The sequence below is a fragment of the Hoeflea prorocentri genome (assembly GCF_027944115.1).
GTDB classification, from domain to species: Bacteria; Pseudomonadota; Alphaproteobacteria; order Rhizobiales; family Rhizobiaceae; genus Hoeflea_A; species Hoeflea_A prorocentri.
Genome location: NZ_JAPJZI010000001.1, coordinates 2,435,989 through 2,452,704, shown reverse-complemented (window position 1 = coordinate 2,452,704; position 16,716 = coordinate 2,435,989). Strand labels below are relative to the sequence as shown.

Sequence of the window (16,716 nt, the reverse complement as noted above, 5' to 3'; positions counted from 1 at the left end):
TCGGTGGTGATAGCCCGTTCCAGGAGCGGCAATCGAATTGGGGCTTTCATATGAGCACGGCGTTTACATTTCCGGGGCAGGGCAGCCAAAGTGTCGGCATGGGCAAGGACCTTGCGGATGCATTTCCTGCCGCCCGGGCGGTCTTTGAAGAAATTGACGATGCTCTGGATCAGAAGCTTTCTGCATTGATGTGGGAAGGCCCGGAAGACGAGTTGACGTTGACGGCAAACGCCCAACCGGCCTTGATGGCGGTTTCGATGGCCGCAATGCGTGCGCTTGAAGCTGGCGGGTTTTCACTCAAGGACAAGGTTGCATATGTTGCCGGTCACTCTTTGGGGGAATATTCCGCACTGGCCGCCGCCGGCGCGCTGACGGTCGGCGATACCGCAAGACTCCTGCGCATTCGCGGTAATGCGATGCAGCAGGCTGTGCCGGTCGGTAAGGGGGCCATGGCCGCAATCATCGGGCTCGAGGAAGATGCGGTGGAAGCCGTGTGCATCGAGTGTTCCGATGCCGGTGTTTGCCAGATCGCCAACGACAATGGTGGCGGGCAGATTGTCATTTCCGGAGCGCGCGAAAGCATTGAAAAGGCTGTCACCGCTGCCGGAGAAAAGGGCGCCAAGCGCGCACTGCTCCTTCCCGTATCGGCGCCTTTCCATTCCGAATTGATGCAACCGGCCGCCGATGCCATGCGTTCTGCGCTCGATGATGTGACGTTGAATGCGCCGGCAGTGCCACTGGTCGCCAACGTCGTTGCGGCACCGATCGGCGATCCGGACAAGATAAAACAATTGCTGGTCGAGCAGGTAACCGGCCGCGTGCGCTGGCGCGAGACGGTTTCCTGGTTTGCTGCAAACGGCGTAACCGAGCTTTACGAGGTCGGCGCCGGAAAGGTGCTGACCGGCCTGGCGCGCCGTATCGATCGCTCAGTTGCCGGCAAAGCCATCAACACACCGCAAGACATCGAGGCGTATCTGGGCGGATGACAACAGATCCGGTGGCCGAAAGCAGCCTGGACCGGCAGAAGGGATAAACATGTTTGAACTCAACGGACGCAAGGCACTCATCACCGGTGCTTCGGGCGGGATCGGCGAAGAGATTGCCCGTGTTCTGCACGCCAACGGCGCAATCGTCGGACTTCACGGCACGCGTGTTGAAAAGCTCGAAACGCTTGCAGCGGAGCTGGGAACGAATGCCCATATTTTCCCGGCAAATCTTTCAGATCGCGATGAGGTCAAGGCACTGGGCGAGGCGGCGGAAGAAAGGCTCGAGGGTGTCGATATCCTCGTCAACAATGCAGGCATAACAAGGGACGGGCTTTTCGTGCGTATGACGGATGAGGACTGGGATTCGGTCATCAACGTCAACCTGACGGCCGTCTTCAATCTGACACGGCAGTTGACCCATCCGATGATGCGCCGTCGTGGCGGACGCATTATCAACATAACCTCGGTCGTCGGTGTGACGGGAAATCCGGGACAGGCCAATTACTGCGCATCGAAGGCAGGCATGATCGGCTTCTCCAAATCGCTTGCCGCGGAGATTGCGCCGCGCAATGTGACGGTGAACTGCGTTGCGCCCGGTTTCATCGAATCGGCCATGACTGAAAAACTGAACGACAAACAGAAAGACGCCATTATGGGTGCCATTCCCATGAAACGCATGGGCACCGGCGTCGAGGTCGCATCGGCCGTGGCGTATCTTGCCTCGGACGAGGCGGCTTACGTCACCGGTCAAACCATTCATGTCAATGGCGGAATGGCCATGATCTGACCCGCTTGCGGGCGAATTTGATGTTTCTTGGCAACTTTGGCGGCGTTAGACGCTTACCCGGAAAAATTCAGGCTTTGCGGCTGGGATAAACCGTGTTAAGGCCCGCAACCAATGCAGTCTGGAGCCGACCGGCAAGGACCGCAGACTCCGGTAAACCGGGAAATCCACAGGGCTCGCTTTTTGACGGGTCAAAAGCGCCCAATTATAAAGCGCTTGAACTTGATTGAGTGACTGCATGCCGCTATCCAAGGCATTGCAAAAGGATAAGGGTCGAGGATAACGACATGAGCGATATCGCAGAACGCGTTAAGAATATTGTTGTCGAGCATCTTGGCGTCGACGCTGAGAAAGTATCGGACGGCGCAAGCTTCATTGATGATCTTGGTGCCGATTCTCTCGACACGGTTGAGCTTGTCATGGCGTTCGAGGAAGAATTTGGTGTCGAGATCCCCGATGATGCCGCAGATACCATCCTCACTGTCGGGGATGCAGTAAAGTACATCGAGAAAGCTCAGGCCTGAGTTGAATTTCGGGGCTGCCCAGCTCCCGCGCAGCCAGATTGGCATGTGGACCTTCGATCACACAGACGAAATGCGCCAGCCCGGGAGTTTTCCGGGCTGTTTGGTTGTGTGAAACCGGTGCTGTGATCGTCCGCCGTGAATGGTTGCGACAGGCGGTAGGAACCGGGCGCTGTTATTAGGACAGGAACGGCATGAGGCGTGTAGTAATCACGGGAATCGGAATGGTTTCTCCTCTCGGCAATGGTGCCGAGGTAACCTGGGAGAGGCTTGTGGCCGGTGGTAATGCGGCCGATCGGATCAAAGAGTTCGAAATTGAGGATCTTGCTGCAAAAATCGCCTGCCGCATTCCGGTTGGCGATGGCAGTGATGGTACCTTCGATGCCGACGTCCACATGGAGCCGAAAGAGCAGCGTAAGGTCGACCCCTACATCACCTACGCCATGGCCGCTGCGGACCACGCGCTCGAGGATGCCGGATGGAAGCCTGAGAGCGATGAAGACCAGATCGCGACAGGTGTGATGATCGGGTCGGGTATCGGCGGACTGCAGGGCATCGTCGACGCCGGCTACACCCTGCAGGACAGGGGACCGCGCCGTATTTCTCCGTTTTTCATACCGGGCAGGCTCATCAATCTCGCCGCCGGTCAGGTGTCGATCCGCCACAATTTGCGCGGGCCCAACCATTCCGTGGTCACGGCTTGTTCGACCGGTGCGCATGCAATCGGAGACGCCAGCCGGCTGATCGGGCTGGGCGATGCCGATGTGATGGTTGCTGGCGGAACCGAATCGCCGATCTGCCGTATCGCCATGGCCGGATTTGCCGCCTGCAAGGCGCTCTCGACAGGCTATAACGACGATCCGAAGAGCGCTTCGCGCCCCTATGACGAAGCGCGGGACGGGTTTGTCATGGGAGAGGGAGCCGGCGTGGTCGTTCTGGAGGAGTTGGAACACGCCAAGGCGCGCGGTGCCAAAATCTACGCGGAAATCATCGGCTACGGATTGTCTGGCGATGCATTTCACATCACAGCGCCTTCCGAAGATGGAGACGGCGCCTATCGCTGCATGCAGTCCGCCATGAAACGGGCAGGGGTCTCTGCGTCCGATATCGACTATATCAATGCGCATGGCACATCGACCATGGCCGATACGATCGAGCTGGCGGCGGTTGAGCGGCTGGTTGGCGATGCGGCCTCGGGCATATCGATGTCCTCGACGAAATCGGCAATCGGTCATCTGTTGGGTGCGGCGGGAGCTGTGGAGGCGATATTCTGCACGCTCGCCATCCGGGATAATATCGCACCACCGACACTTAATCTCGATAATCCTTCGGTTGAGACCGCGATCGATCTCGTGCCGAAAGTGGCGCGTGAGCGTGAGATTAATGTTGCATTGTCGAATTCCTTCGGTTTCGGCGGCACCAATGCTTCACTGGTGCTCAGAAAGTTCGACGGATAAAATGCACGGATGTGAACCGGGCAGCCATCTGTTGCCATATTCATGCCCATAGTGGCGAATGGCGGCTGGATACGCGAATTGGGGTAGGTTGTGAGCGACGGTAATATTTCTGGTGATCAGGGTGGCGCGGGCCGGCCGAGATCCAACGGTCCAATCATACCGCAATCGGCGAGACAGGCGCTGAAACCTGAAGAGGCGCCTCAGCCACCGAAACGATCTGAGCGTGCGCGCAGCCAGTTTGTTGTTTTTCTTAACTTCATCATGTCGTTCGTGGTGATTTTGACGCTGGCGGCGGCCGGTGCCGTTTACTTCGGCAAGATCAAGTTTGACGGCGAGGGGCCGCTGACCCGCAACATCTATGTCATGGTGCCTGAAGGCATGGGCGTAAGCGGAATTGCCAACAGGCTCCAGCGCCGCGAGGCCATCGACAGCGCAACGATCTTCAGGTTTGGCGTCAGCGCCTATATGCCGAACGATACGCTCAAGGCCGGCGAATATGAGATCAAGGCCGGTTCATCCATGCGGGATATTATGGAGCTGCTGCGCTCCGGCAAATCGATTTTGCACTCCGTAACCATTGCCGAGGGCCTGACCGTCGAGCAGATCTTCGAGCGCCTTGCCCGCAGTCCGGAACTGACCGGCGATCTGCCGCAGGAAATGCCGCCTGAAGGATCTCTGAGGCCGGAGACATACAAATTCACGCGTGGCACCACCCGTGCAGAAATCGTCGAGCAGATGCGCGCCTCACAGGATGCGCTGGTCAACCAGATTTGGACGTCTCGCGATAACGACTTGCCGATTGAGACAAAGGAAGAATTTGTCACGCTGGCATCCATTGTCGAAAAGGAAACGGGCCGCGCTGACGAGCGGACCCTTGTCGCGTCCGTTTTCATGAACCGTCTTGAGCGCGGCATGCGCCTGCAGAGCGATCCAACCATCATCTATGGTATATTCGGTGGAAAGGGTAAGCCGTCCGACAGGCCGATATACAAGTCGGATATCGAGAAGCCGACCCCGTATAACACCTATGTTATCAACGGACTGCCGCCCACGCCGATTGCAAATCCCGGGCGGGCGGCCCTGGAGGCGGTTGCAAAGCCATCGCGCACGAACAATGTCTATTTCGTGGCGGACGGAACCGGCGGTCATGTGTTCGCGGAAACGCTGGAGCAACATAACCGCAATGTCCGGCGCTGGCGCCAGATCGAGGCTGAGCGCGCCAAGCAGAAGGAAGAGGCGGCCGAGTAATACTTTGAGGCTGCCGGAAAGTGCGTTTGATAACGCACGGGGGGTTGGCGTGGCACTACAGTCAATGACGGGCTATGCCCATCAGGAAGGGACATACGAAGCTCTGCGCTGGACCTGGGAAATGCGCAGCGTCAATGGTCGTGGCCTTGATGCGCGCATACGGGTGCCGACCGGCTTCGAGCGGCTGGAACAGGCCGTAAGGGACAAGCTGTCTTCGGTTTTTACCAGGGGCAATATCCAGATCACACTGACCGTCACGCGTGAGGAGCGCCGTGTCGATGCAAGGGTGAACAGCGACGTGCTCGATGCCATCCTCGCGCTGGCGGATGAACTGCGCGAGCGCACGGATGGGCAACCACCCAGGATCGACGGTCTGCTGAATATCCGTGGCGTCCTTGAGTTTCACGAGCCGGTTCCGGATGAAAATGCGGCAAAGGCCGAACAGGTTGCGATATTGAGCAGTCTTGATTCAACCATTGCCGCTCTGCACACGATGCGTCAGGCAGAGGGCGAGCGGATCGGTAAAATCATCGCCGGTCAGATTGATCGCTTCGAAACCCTCGCGCGTCAGGTTGAGGCGGATCCTTCCCTCGAACCGGAAGCTATCCGTCAACGCCTGAAGTCACAGGTGCAGGCTGTTCTTGAGTCCGCAACGGAACTTGATGAAGACCGTTTGCACATGGAGGCTGCAATCCTCGCGGCCAAAGCGGATATCCGCGAAGAGATCGACCGTATCCTTGCTCATGTGGAGGCAAGCCGCGCGCTTATGGGAGAAGGCGGGGCAGTCGGCCGGCGTCTCGATTTTTTGGCACAGGAATTCAACCGGGAATCAAATACTATCTGTTCCAAGTCGAACGCCTCGTCAGTGACGGCGATCGGACTTGAGCTCAAAGTGCTTATCGATCAGTTTCGAGAGCAGATTCAGAACCTGGAGTAATCGAGTGTCAGACGACAAGTCGTCAACGGTCATTAAACGTCGCGGTTTGATGCTGGTGCTTTCATCGCCATCAGGCGCCGGAAAATCCACCATCGCGCGGAGCCTTCTGGAAAACGACAAGGAACTGAGCCTGTCCGTCAGCGTGACAACGCGTAAGCGTCGCGGCAGCGAGATAGATGGCGTGCATTACCGCTTCCTCTCGGACGTGGAATTCGAGCGGCTGCGGGATACCGATGCGCTTCTGGAATGGGCGGAAGTGCACGGCAACTTCTATGGAACGCCGCGCGAAGCAGTGGAAAAAAACATGGCCGACGGCCGTGACATGTTGTTCGACATCGATTGGCAGGGCGCCGTTCAACTGCAGGAAAAGATGGCTGCCGACGTTGTCTCCGTCTTCATCCTTCCGCCGTCACTGGCGGAGCTGAAATCGCGCCTCCACCGGCGCGCCGAAGACAGCCAAGAGGTCATCGAAATGCGCCTCGAAAACTCCAGGGCAGAGATGGAACACTGGCGCGACTACGATTACGTCGTCATCAATGACGACCTCGACCGGGCTTATTCGGCGGTCCGCTCCATCGTTCTTGCGGAACGATTGCGGCGTGACCGACGTCCCGGTCTTTTTGATTTCGTTTCCGGACTGCTGGACGAAAAGCTGCCGTAACGCCACCCAGTTGAGTGAAATCGCAGCTCAACGCGCCACCGCCTGGGTCGTGGTGTCCATATTGCCCCGTTGCAGCACCATCGGATCATCCGTAAGAACCGACTGAACGCCCGAATCGATCAGATAATTTGCCCGATCCGGATCATTGACGGTTGCGACCGCGAATTCGACACTGGATCTGCGAATGCGCTCAAGAGCCGCATCATCGACAAAACAGTCCTGAACATGAATGATACTCGCGCCCACATCCCGGGCATAGCCGTCCGGATCGTCCGGTACGCAAACAAGTGCAATCGCCCCCGGCACATCCGGCAGGTTCTGCTTTGCCCGCATGAGGCAACGCGGAGAGAACCCTGAGATAAAAAGGCCGTTCTCGCCGAACGGCCAGTACTCCCGCAGCAAAGCGCATACCGCGTCGGCAAGTTCATATTCCCGGCCCGGAAGGTCCTTGAGTTCGAGCTGCAGGCTTAAGTCATTGTCGAGAATGCAAGCAAGGAACTCCTCCAGCGTCGGAACACGGCAATTGCAAAAGGAAGGGTCAAACCAGCTTCCCGCATCCAGTGAGCGGATGTGATCGGTTGGCGTGAGCCCGACAAACCCGTTACCGCTCGTTGTTCTGTCAAGCTCCAGGTCATGAATGATCACCAATCCGCCGTCTGCAGTTATTTGCACATCCGTCTCGATCCATTTGGCTCCCATCTCGGCCGCCAGTTCCACAGCGCGCAAGGTGTTTTCTGGCGCAAAGGCCGATGCTCCCCTGTGGGCGAGAACGGGCTGATCTACAATTGGACGGTCTGACGGCATATTTGCTTCCTGCAATCGGCCTATGACGATTCGAATTCACTTCAACCCGGCCCCACAATGATCGAGCGACACCGGGAAGCCAAGGTGATACGACAGGTATTACCCATAGATTGTGATGGGAACACGAAGAATGTTTGTGCGGATGAACCGCAGTTTCTGTCCAGGCCGTATTGAATTCAGGTTGTGGCCAAATATTATTATACCCTGGGTTTTGTCCCTGATGTTTAGCTGCTTGCCGCATCGGCGCGCTGATCAGATTGTATGCGGAATGTGAAGCCCGGGTTGCATCCCGGCGCGCATGAAAGGAATCGGAAATTGGGTGGGACCGCCGGGCAGGGTCGTTACCGGCTCTCGGACAGCGAATGCGAGATTATGAACATTGTGCGTCGGCACGGTTCGATTTCTCGTGCCGCAATCGCTGACTTCACAGATCTGGCGCAGCAATCCATCCACCGGATTGTTGACGGGTTGATTACGCTACGGCTCTTGAGGCCACAAAAGGCGATCATAAGGGGCAGGGGAAAGCCGAGTCCCCAGATTGTGCTTGATACCGATACGACCGCGACGATAGGAATATCCATAAGCGTTGCCGGAATAACCTATTGTGCGGCTGATCTGGCCGGCTCCGAACTGTGCGCCGGAGCGCTGGATGCGCCGCCGGACGACCGGGAAGCCGTACTTGGTGAAATCACAGATGTCCTGTCCGCTCTGCAACGCAAAGGGCCGCTGTCGGGGCGTGATATTATCGGCGTAGGAGCTTCAATTCAGGGTTTCCGTACCCTGGAATCCAACAGTTTTGTTACACCGAAAGACATCGGCAATTGGTCTCTTATCCCGCTCGGCGAGTTGTTTGGGAACCGCTTCGCTCCATCGTTCTTCTTTGAAAACAATGCGACCTGCGCTGCCCTTGCGGAATTGTATTGCGGTGGCGGTGAGGAGTTCAGATGTTTTGCCTATCTGTCATTCACCAGCGGGTTTGGATGCGGCCTGATATGGGATGAAAAACCCCTCTATGGCGGGCATGGCAATGCCGGTGAAATCGGAACCATCTTCACACCCGACAATTTGGTTCATCGACCGGCTCTCATCGAACTCCACAAGAGGCTGACGGACAGGGGCATGAAGATTACCTATCGCCAGTTGCTCGATGAGTTTGACCCTGAATGGCCAGGCGTTCCTGATTGGATTGAGGAGGTGATGCCGAGCCTTAACCTTTGCATACGGGCATTCACCGCGATCCTGGATCCGAATGCGGTATTCTTTGGCGGCGAGGCCCCACGGCAACTTCGTCAGATGCTCATCAATGCCTGTGAACCGGCCCAGAAGGATACTCATTGCGGCCCAAAACCGTTTCCCAAACTTCTCCTGAGCCGCATCGACGGCGATGCCGCGATATTGGGAGCGACCATGCTGCCCCTTCAACACACCGTCTTCCGGCCGCGGTGCGGCTAGAGCGTCAGGTCTTGCGCATGAGAGTTGCGATCCGGCAGAACTCCTCGACGCTCAAGGTTTCCGCACGCCGCCGCGCGTCGATTCCAGCCGCTTCCAGCAATGCCTCTCCGCCTAGGCTCTTCAGGCTCTGGCGAAGCATTTTGCGCCGTTGGCCGAAGGCCGCCTGTGTGAGCATCGAAAGCGCGGTTGCCGAACACTCAAAAGGCGCGGCCCGCGGCGTAAGATGCACAACGGATGAAGTTACTTTCGGTGGGGGTGTAAACGCCTGACGCGGAACGTCAAACACTAGCTTTGCCTCCGCTCGCCAGCCTGAAAGAACACTGAGGCGGCCATACGCTCCTGAACCGGGCGCGGCGACAATGCGCTGTGCGACTTCCTTCTGAAACATCAGTGTGAGCGAGGCGAAATAGGGTGGCCAGGGCTCTGACAGAAGCCAGCCGACGAGCAGGGGCGTTCCGATATTATAGGGAAGGTTGGAGACGACCTTGACCGTCTCCTTTCCCGCGAGCGCCGCGAAATCCGTCTCCAACGCATCCGCTTCAACGATATCGAGACGGTCGTGATAGTGCTCTTCTATTTCCTTCAGGGCGGGAATACAGCGCTGGTCCCGTTCTATGACAATGACTTTCCTGACCCCGTTTGCCAGCAGCGCGCGCGTAAGGCCGCCTGGGCCTGGGCCGACCTCCAGAATGGTTGCGCCCTCCAGGTCTCCGGCGGCTCTTGCAATCTTCTGGGTCAGATTGAGGTCAAGAAGGAAATTCTGACCTAGGCTTTTGCGTGCATCCAGGCCGAAGCGTTTGATGACGTCGCGCAGTGGCGGCAGCCCATCGATCGCGGTCATTCCGGGTCGGCTTTCAGTCGGGGGGACGCTATCATCATTGCAGCCATCTCAATGGCTGCTATCAGGCTATCGGCACGCGCCTTGCCGGTACCTGCAATGTCGAAAGCTGTCCCGTGATCGGGCGATGTGCGCACAAAGGGAAGACCAAGGGTCGTGTTGACTGTTTGATCGAAGTCCAGCGCCTTTGCCGGAATAAGGGCCTGGTCATGATACATGCAGATGGCCGCGTCATATTGGCTGCGAGCGGCCTCGTGGAACATGGTATCGGCCGGTAGGGGCCCGACAGCGTTCACGCCGCCGGATTTCAGCCGGCTTACTGCCGGGGCGACAATATCGGCATCTTCTTGACCGAGCGCGCCTTTTTCGCCGGCATGCGGATTGAGGCCAGCCACTGCGATCCGTGGTCGGTCGATGCCGAACCGAGTGCGCAGATCGTCCACGACAATTGTAACCGTTTCGACAATCGCCTCTTCGGAAAGAACATCCGGTACATCACGCAGCGGAATATGGATGGTCACCGGAACGGCTCTCAAGCGCGGGCCAGCCAGCATCATCACCGGACGCCGGCAGGACCCGAAATGACGCTCCGCCAATTCAGCCAGAAACTCGGTGTGACCGGCAAACGCGAAGCCTGCCGAATAAAGCTGTTCCTTGGCAATAGGGCAGGTGACAACGGCAGCAGCCTCTTCACCTGCAGTGAGTGCAACGGCGCGTTCAATCGACTCAATAACTGCCGGAGAGTTTGCCGGATCGGGAGCCCCCGCTATCGCCCCGACGGGGTTCTCAAGCGTCATGACGGGCAAGTGATCGCCGCATGCGAGCGCTTCGTGAGGAGCCCGGATTTTGCTTATATTGACATCGATCCCAAGGGCTGAGGCGCGTTCGTCAAGTAGGGCAGGGCAGGATACCGCAAAAAGCGGCGGAAGCTGCCTGTCGTTGCGCTGCTTCCACATTGCCAATGTGATATCCGGGCCAATTCCGGCCGGGTCACCCATGGTAAGGGCGATCGGTTTTGGTTTGCTTCCCGAGCCCGGCATCACGTCGCGCCTATCGGCTCAATTGTTGTACTGGATGCGTGCGCGTTCCCGCAGTTCCTTCAGGTATTTCTGGCTGTTCTGGTTCTGACCGGGGTCTTCAGAGGCCTGTTCGGAGCGAAACACCATTTCTGCCGCCAGATCGTCAGACACCTGCCTGCTCGTGCATACGGCGATAAACTCCACGCCGCGATCCGTCACCCGGGTCTTTGTCGTTTTGCCTTCCTGGGTCTTTTCCACCAGCGCCTTCCATTCACCTGGCAATGCCGGCTGCATGATGCGCCCCAGATCCCTGACGGAAACATCCTTCAGCCCCTTTGCAAACTGGCGGGTGCTGTTGCAGTCGACAAATCGTCCACGCATCGCCTCGGCTTCCCGTTTCCGTTTGCCGAGAATCGCCTTTCGTTTTGACTGAGGCACAACAAAGATGACCTGCTGCAGGATATATTCTGTTGTCGTCGGCTTTTCACCGCCGCGCTCGAGCATTTTGGATACAAGATCTTCTGTGCTCATCCTGCCGCCCGAACTGAAGCGTGCGTTCACGACGCGCGGCCATGACATCTGCACCCGGATGAACTCCTTGAAATGATTGGCGCCCACACCGGCCTGGCTCAGCATCTGTGACATTTGTTTGGTGGACAGCTTGTTTGCAGAAGCAAAGCGCGCAAAGGACTGGTTGACCTGGGCATCGGATGCGCTGGCGCGCAGCCGCCGCACCTCTGACATCTTTATGGCTTCCTCGATGAGCTGCTCTTGCGCCTTCTTCTTCAGGTTTCCGCGTTCCCGCTGCAATTGCAGGAGCTTCACCCGACGGTTGACATCTCCGGATGTGATGGCGCTGCCGTTGACGACGATCGCAACCCGGTTCGCCATTGCCGGCGCAACATGTGTTGAAATCGTGACAATAGCCAGCATCATCATGGCTGCAATTTTTGCTGCTACCGCGATATGTTTCGTTGCAGGACCGCTCATCATGTTTCCAGTTCCTCGCTCCCCCTGAAGTGATATTCTCGCAAAACTCAATACTGCGGTAAATCCCACCCATAATTTGGCAAAATAAAGGCCCGTTTCTTCACATACGGCTCTTGTATGCCCGGTGGCAAGATATTGTATTCAATTGTTAGTTATTGCGGAAATCACTGATCGTGTTCGAGCCGAGATTGATGTCGCCCAATGTGCGCAGGCTAATTCTCGCGCCGACTGTCCAGTCGACGGCCTGATTGATATCACGCTGCTGCGAGTAGGAGAATGTGATCGCAATACACTCGTCATGGTAGCCGAAGCCGACTGTATTGTCCGTCATCGTTCGTGTCTCGATATTGTAGGCAACTGACCCGAAAGCTTTCCAGTACTCCGCGAATTTGATGGACGCGCCACCTTTCAGCTCGCTTCGTTTTGTTGTCGAGCCATATCCGGGCTGAGGTTGCACGGAGGTGTGGGCGAAGTTCGTGCTCAGATAACGACCTGTGTAGGAAATACCTACATCGGATCGCTGCAGATCGAGGGTTTCTTCATCAAACCGTCCTTCCGCCGTCATGGAAAAACCCCGCGGAAGATCGACGCCGATGCTGCCGACATAATCCGAACGCTTGGTTTCAAGGCCGGAGAAGGTGCCGACATTCACCAGATCGGGTGTGGCGAATGAATTGAGTCCGGCAACCTGATAGGACTGACCGAAAACACCCCGCAGCGATACGCCATTGTAAAAGGTGCCGGTGTAGCGCACGCCAAAATTGGCCCTTGTTCCACCTTCGACTCGGTCATAGCCGGAGAACTTATCGCGCTGGAAAAGCGTGCTGGTATCGAATACGAAGCTTTGGGCATCCTCGTTCGGAAGTCCGCCGGCAAGCTGTTCGTCATTGCGCGCAAATATCTGCGCAATGGGCTCGATGATATGTGACGCTGTGGGCGCGGTGATCTGGATCGGGTAGCGCGCCTCGAGCCCGGCCGTCAGCAGGCCGCGCGCCGGTGTTGTCTGCGTTGTAAACGGGCCGGTATATCCCACCGGTGCATCGACATCGAGATAGTAGACGTCGCCGCGTGCTGCGGCGAGGGGGGTCAGAACCAGACCCGCATCCGTTACGAATGTACGCTGCCACTCCAATTCGGTTGTCAGGCGGTTGCTGGTGCCCTCGACACCGGGGAACCTGCCATTGACAGTATCCGCCTCAGCCTCGTCTCGCGTCAGGCTCAGCAGATTGACGTTCAGGTTAAGCTCGCCGCCGGCAACGGGCCTGTCAAATGTGCGCGAATAGTCCAGCGAAGGGTGGACAATGGGCTGTTCTTCTTCGTCCGTGCTGGACGGGTTGATCGATTGAATATCGAAATAGAAACCGCGCAGATCGAAGAAATTCCGCCCCGACAAACCCGTCAGATAAACCTCAGACGCCTGCGTGACGGCGTTGTAGCCGCCAATGCCATAGGTGTTGGAGAAACTGTTGTCGCTCTGCACCATGACATCCCAGCCGAATGTCCAGCGCGGGTTGATCTGAAACTCCGCGCGCGATGCAATCATGCCCCGGTTCTCAACGCCCGCATCAACGGTGCCGGCATCGAACGCATCGGGTGAGAGTTGGTGTATTCCGGCGATTTTCAGGACATGTTGTCCGGAATGAAAACGTTGGCGGAATTCAGCCTCTCCGAGAAAACCCTGGCGCGTATAGCCGGAAACCGTGACGGTCAGGTCGTAGTGAGGGTTCAGTGCAAAATAGTAGGGCACGCCGACTTTGGCGCCGAGCTCTTTTGAATAGCTGACCGATGGGAGCAGGAAGCCGCTTTTGCGTTTGACGGAGTGATCCGGCACCACCAGAAAGGGCAGATAGGCAATCGGTCGTCCGAACAGCTCGAATTGCGCGCCCTCGAGCCTTATTGTCTTCGTTGTGCCGTCTTGGGTAACGCGCCGGGCCTTGATCTGCCAGAGCGGTGGCTTTGACGGGTCTTCCTCGCAGATTTCGCAAGCCGTGTAGACGCCGTTATTCAGCGTGGTGCGTTCTCCGTCGAAACGTTGAGCGCTGTCGGCGACAATACGTGTGTTGTCGGGACGTTCAATACGCAGCGCATTGACAAACCCGTCTGCAAAATCATCCGTGACGTCCAATTCCTGGGCGTAGATGACATTGCCGTCCGGCTCCACCATCTCAATATCGCCGAATGCCTTTAGGCGGCCCGTTGCCTGGTGATATTCAAGCCGGCGGGCAACCATCTGGTAGCCGTCATATTCAACCTGCACCGCGCCACGGGCCACGACGGTCTGGTTGTCCTGGTTGAAGGTCAGTTCGTTGGCTGTCAGGAGAAGCTGCGCATCGGGCGAAGTTTGCAGGTCAATTCCTGGCACATTCGTTGTCTGCGCCGATGCCACCGGCGTCAGTGCAAGCACTGCCGTACAGGCAGCCAAGGCCGCAATCAGACCTGCGATACGCAAACGATTCCTTTCGCAGATCGCCCCAGACCCCACTAGCCATCCTCCTTGTGGAGAAGCACGGTAACCCCCATCGCAGACGCGACAATCGCAGGAAGCCATGCAGCCACGAATGGAGGCACAGCACCGGCGGTTCCAAACGATTTCGCCAACACAGTCACGACATAAAGCAGAAAGCCGGCCAAGATGCCAGCCAAAATAACCGTTCCGGACTGTCCAAAACGGATAAACTTTAAAGACACGGTTGCTGCGATAAGGGTCATCGCAACCAGAAGCAGCGGTAAGGCAAGAAGTGATTGGTACTGCATCGCAAATGCGTTGGCGCCGAGCCCGAATGAGCGGGCCACTTCAATTTTGCGCGGCAACTCGAAGAACGAAATCGATTGTGGAGATGCCAGTGATTCTTCGACAAATTCCGGCCGCAGATTTGTCTTTATGACGATTTCGTCGACATCTGCGGGCAATCCATCGTCGCCGAACCGGGTGACATCGCTTAAAATCCACCGTCCGGGCTCCAGGGACGCCTGTTCGGCATCCAGCCGCTCGGTGATCGATCCGTCGTTATCGAAACGCACAAATGTCGCGCCGCCAAGCAGCAGGCCTCTTCGGGCGACCTTGTCGGCGCCGATAATTGTGATGCCTTCTTCTGTCCTTTGCCGTAACCAGGGAGGGCGCTCTATCGTGCCGACCGTCCCGCGCTTGATTCCAAGTCCAAGCTCCAGTTCCTGCACCTTTGAAAGGGCATAGGACGAGAACGGGTTGACCATCGTGGCCATCACGACGCCCATGAGAAAACTCGCAGCGCAAAGCGGCATCAGGAACTGCCAGGCGGAGATCCCGGCCGATCGGGCAACCACGAGTTCATATTTGCGGTTGAGAACAAGCAGGACCGACATGGACGAAAACAGGATGATGAACGGCACAGTCTCCTGCATGATATTCGGCAGGCGCAAGAGCGACAGGAAAGCGCCGAGCCCGATCGTATAACCGGGAAGTCGCGACGCCCGGCTGGAGAATTCAGTGAAATCAACCATGTAGATGATTGCGAGGACACCGAGGATGAACCAAAACGTCATCACCACATAGCGGCGAAACAGGTAGCGCCAGAGCGTAATGCCTATCATTGCGCGCCCTTCCGTCTCGTGCCGGGCAGATCGCTGATCCATTGTCGCAAGACCCGCAGGAAGGGCTCATCACCCGACAAAAGCCGTGATGACTGGTCAACCAGATATCGCGGCGCCCTGAATGTCCAGTTCGTGATCATCAGCAAAGAGAATATTGCTATCCCGCCAAGGGGAACCGCGAAGCACAAGATGCCAAACAAACGGCTCGTTGCCGATTCGTCGATGGCATAGAAGCTGAAGCCTCTCATGAGGAAAGCTATGGTGGCCGCAGTCAGCACGCTCCAGACCTGTTCGTGCCGGTTGGAATGGGCCTTTCCGAGGAAATAAACCGTAATGAACCCGAAAACGAGCGGATACAGCCATTCCGACAGGCGTTTGTGGATACGCATGCGGAATTCTTGGGGTGCGTGCTGGTAATAGGGGTCTTCAAGGTCGGGATTAAAAAGATAGCTTGTCGGCTGCTCCTTCGGTTTTAAGCCGCCGCCACCGCCGGCCTGCCCGCCGATCAGACTCAGATCCAGCGCATAGGTGGCATAGCGGATAACCGACACGTTTCCGCTGCTGACTTCCTTGCGATGCAGCTCGCCGTCGGAAAGAACCAGAATGTCCCTGCCTGCAGTTTCGGTGAACGTTCCGTATTTGGCGTAATAAAGCAGATCACTGTCTTCGTCGCGCTGGTCGGAAAGAAAGATCCCGCCAAGCCGGCCGCCCGGCAGCTTCTCCGCCACGCTCACATAGAGATTGTTTTCAATCTTGTGGAAGGTGCCCGATTGCACCGCCGCCGAAAACAGGTCGGCTGATGCGCGATCAATGAGAGCCCTGATCTGGCGGTTGGCCCAGGGCTCCACATAATTGCTCTCCAGGAGGCTGGCGAAGGACATGAGCGCGGCGATGATCAGGATAGGCCTTGCGATCAGCGCCCGTGAACCGCCGGATGCCTCGATGACTGCAAGCTCCGAATCGGTATTCATTGTGCTCAGTGTCTGTGAGGCGCCGATCATCAGAGCGAACGGCATCACGATCACGAACATTGACGGCATGACAAGACCGGCTAACTCAAGAAAAGTCAGAAGGGATTGGCCGGTCGAGCTAAGCAGGTTGACGCGCAGCAGCACCTGCGTGGTCATTGCTATCGTCGCCGTGGTTAGCAGGGTGCCGACCGAAAGCACGAAGACACGGTGGAATATGTAGCGTTCCAATAACTTCATTCGGTACGGGATCCGGCAAACCAGCGCTCCGGTTGCATGTGTTGCGACCGGAATCTCTTTGTATTCAGTTTATACCTAATATGGCGCAAATCAGGATAGTAAACATTTCTTTAACTCATAAGATCGTCTTGGCGGTGCGGGTGAGCAGCTTTGGGATCGTTTTGTCAGCCGACAAACCATCAATGTCGCTGCTTCGCCAAATTCTGGACTTGTTATTGCGCTGGAAAAAGCCAATCTGTCC

At 57.1% G+C, this 16,716-nt stretch carries 15 protein-coding genes; 8 read left to right on the top strand and 7 right to left on the bottom strand.

The window, feature by feature from the left end:
* Window positions 1–50 precede the first annotated feature (50 nt).
* The 7 genes from fabD (at window position 51) to gmk (ending at window position 6,594) form a co-directional block, all read left to right on the top strand.
* A complete protein-coding gene (gene fabD / locus OQ273_RS11535; RefSeq protein WP_267990652.1) occupies window positions 51–986 on the top strand; it encodes an ACP S-malonyltransferase in 936 nt (311 codons plus the stop codon).
* A 49-nt stretch (window positions 987–1,035) separates the two neighbouring features.
* On the top strand, window positions 1,036–1,773 hold the full coding sequence (fabG, locus tag OQ273_RS11530; RefSeq protein ID WP_267990651.1) for a 3-oxoacyl-[acyl-carrier-protein] reductase: 738 nt from the start codon (window positions 1,036–1,038) through the stop codon (window positions 1,771–1,773).
* Between the two features lie 284 nt (window positions 1,774–2,057).
* Window positions 2,058–2,294 carry an acyl carrier protein gene (locus OQ273_RS11525; protein ID WP_267990650.1) on the top strand — a complete coding sequence of 79 codons (237 nt, stop codon included), beginning with the start codon at window positions 2,058–2,060 and terminating at the stop codon, window positions 2,292–2,294.
* A gap of 191 nt (window positions 2,295–2,485) precedes the next feature.
* On the top strand, window positions 2,486–3,748 hold the full coding sequence (gene fabF / locus OQ273_RS11520; protein WP_267990649.1) for a beta-ketoacyl-ACP synthase II: 1,263 nt from the start codon (window positions 2,486–2,488) through the stop codon (window positions 3,746–3,748).
* A gap of 90 nt (window positions 3,749–3,838) precedes the next feature.
* Window positions 3,839–4,996, top strand: coding sequence for an endolytic transglycosylase MltG (gene mltG, locus OQ273_RS11515; protein ID WP_267990648.1), 1,158 nt, complete (start codon window positions 3,839–3,841; stop codon window positions 4,994–4,996).
* Window positions 4,997–5,045: 49 nt separating this feature from the next.
* The gene (locus OQ273_RS11510; RefSeq protein ID WP_267990647.1) at window positions 5,046–5,933 is read left to right on the top strand and encodes a YicC/YloC family endoribonuclease; all 888 of its coding nucleotides are present in this window, start codon (window positions 5,046–5,048) and stop codon (window positions 5,931–5,933) included.
* A gap of 49 nt (window positions 5,934–5,982) precedes the next feature.
* Window positions 5,983–6,594, top strand: coding sequence for a guanylate kinase (gene gmk, locus OQ273_RS11505; protein ID WP_267993083.1), 612 nt, complete (start codon window positions 5,983–5,985; stop codon window positions 6,592–6,594).
* 27 nt (window positions 6,595–6,621) lie between these two features.
* Here the strand turns inward: gmk and OQ273_RS11500 are convergent, their stop codons facing one another.
* On the bottom strand, window positions 6,622–7,398 hold the full coding sequence (locus OQ273_RS11500; RefSeq protein ID WP_267990646.1) for a glycerophosphodiester phosphodiesterase family protein: 777 nt from the start codon (window positions 7,396–7,398) through the stop codon (window positions 6,622–6,624).
* 315 nt (window positions 7,399–7,713) lie between these two features.
* Between OQ273_RS11500 and OQ273_RS11495 the strand changes: the two genes are divergently transcribed.
* Window positions 7,714–8,850, top strand: a complete 1,137-nt coding sequence (locus OQ273_RS11495) for an ROK family transcriptional regulator (protein WP_267990645.1) — start codon at window positions 7,714–7,716, stop codon at window positions 8,848–8,850.
* 4 nt (window positions 8,851–8,854) lie between these two features.
* On the opposite strand, the gene rsmA is transcribed toward OQ273_RS11495, so the two are convergent.
* From rsmA to OQ273_RS11465, 6 genes are all read right to left on the bottom strand, one after another.
* Window positions 8,855–9,691, bottom strand: a complete 837-nt coding sequence (gene rsmA / locus OQ273_RS11490; protein WP_267990644.1) for a 16S rRNA (adenine(1518)-N(6)/adenine(1519)-N(6))-dimethyltransferase RsmA — start codon at window positions 9,689–9,691, stop codon at window positions 8,855–8,857.
* Window positions 9,688–10,728 (bottom strand): 4-hydroxythreonine-4-phosphate dehydrogenase PdxA, encoded by a 1,041-nt coding sequence (gene pdxA / locus OQ273_RS11485; RefSeq protein WP_267990643.1) that lies wholly within the window; start codon window positions 10,726–10,728, stop codon window positions 9,688–9,690. The genes rsmA and pdxA overlap by 4 nt, the downstream gene beginning before the upstream one ends.
* A gap of 18 nt (window positions 10,729–10,746) precedes the next feature.
* The gene (locus OQ273_RS11480; protein ID WP_425493414.1) at window positions 10,747–11,646 is read right to left on the bottom strand and encodes a SurA N-terminal domain-containing protein; all 900 of its coding nucleotides are present in this window, start codon (window positions 11,644–11,646) and stop codon (window positions 10,747–10,749) included.
* Between the two features lie 199 nt (window positions 11,647–11,845).
* Complete coding sequence (locus OQ273_RS11475) at window positions 11,846–14,146, bottom strand: LPS-assembly protein LptD (RefSeq protein ID WP_267990641.1); 2,301 nt, start codon at window positions 14,144–14,146, stop codon at window positions 11,846–11,848.
* A 32-nt stretch (window positions 14,147–14,178) separates the two neighbouring features.
* Window positions 14,179–15,267, bottom strand: coding sequence for an LPS export ABC transporter permease LptG (gene lptG / locus OQ273_RS11470; RefSeq protein ID WP_267990640.1), 1,089 nt, complete (start codon window positions 15,265–15,267; stop codon window positions 14,179–14,181).
* Entirely contained in the window at window positions 15,264–16,475 is a 1,212-nt protein-coding gene (locus OQ273_RS11465; protein ID WP_267990639.1) for an LptF/LptG family permease, read from the bottom strand. Before OQ273_RS11465 ends, lptG begins: the two co-directional genes overlap by 4 nt.
* Between the last annotated feature and the right edge of the window lie 241 nt (window positions 16,476–16,716).

Bases quoted from the DNA above. Each gene is read 5' to 3' on its own strand.
- fabD (WP_267990652.1), top strand. From the start codon at position 51: ATGAGCACGGCGTTTACATTTCCGGGGCAGGGCAGCCAAAGTGTCGGC.
- fabG (WP_267990651.1), top strand. From the start codon at position 1,036: ATGTTTGAACTCAACGGACGCAAGGCACTCATCACCGGTGCTTCGGGC.
- OQ273_RS11525 (WP_267990650.1), top strand. From the start codon at position 2,058: ATGAGCGATATCGCAGAACGCGTTAAGAATATTGTTGTCGAGCATCTT.
- fabF (WP_267990649.1), top strand. From the start codon at position 2,486: ATGAGGCGTGTAGTAATCACGGGAATCGGAATGGTTTCTCCTCTCGGC.
- gmk (WP_267993083.1), top strand. From the start codon at position 5,983: ATGCTGGTGCTTTCATCGCCATCAGGCGCCGGAAAATCCACCATCGCG.
- OQ273_RS11500 (WP_267990646.1), bottom strand. From the start codon at position 7,398: ATGCCGTCAGACCGTCCAATTGTAGATCAGCCCGTTCTCGCCCACAGG.
- rsmA (WP_267990644.1), bottom strand. From the start codon at position 9,691: ATGACCGCGATCGATGGGCTGCCGCCACTGCGCGACGTCATCAAACGC.
- pdxA (WP_267990643.1), bottom strand. From the start codon at position 10,728: ATGCCGGGCTCGGGAAGCAAACCAAAACCGATCGCCCTTACCATGGGT.
- OQ273_RS11480 (WP_425493414.1), bottom strand. From the start codon at position 11,646: ATGATGATGCTGGCTATTGTCACGATTTCAACACATGTTGCGCCGGCA.
- lptG (WP_267990640.1), bottom strand. From the start codon at position 15,267: ATGATAGGCATTACGCTCTGGCGCTACCTGTTTCGCCGCTATGTGGTG.
- OQ273_RS11465 (WP_267990639.1), bottom strand. From the start codon at position 16,475: ATGAAGTTATTGGAACGCTACATATTCCACCGTGTCTTCGTGCTTTCG.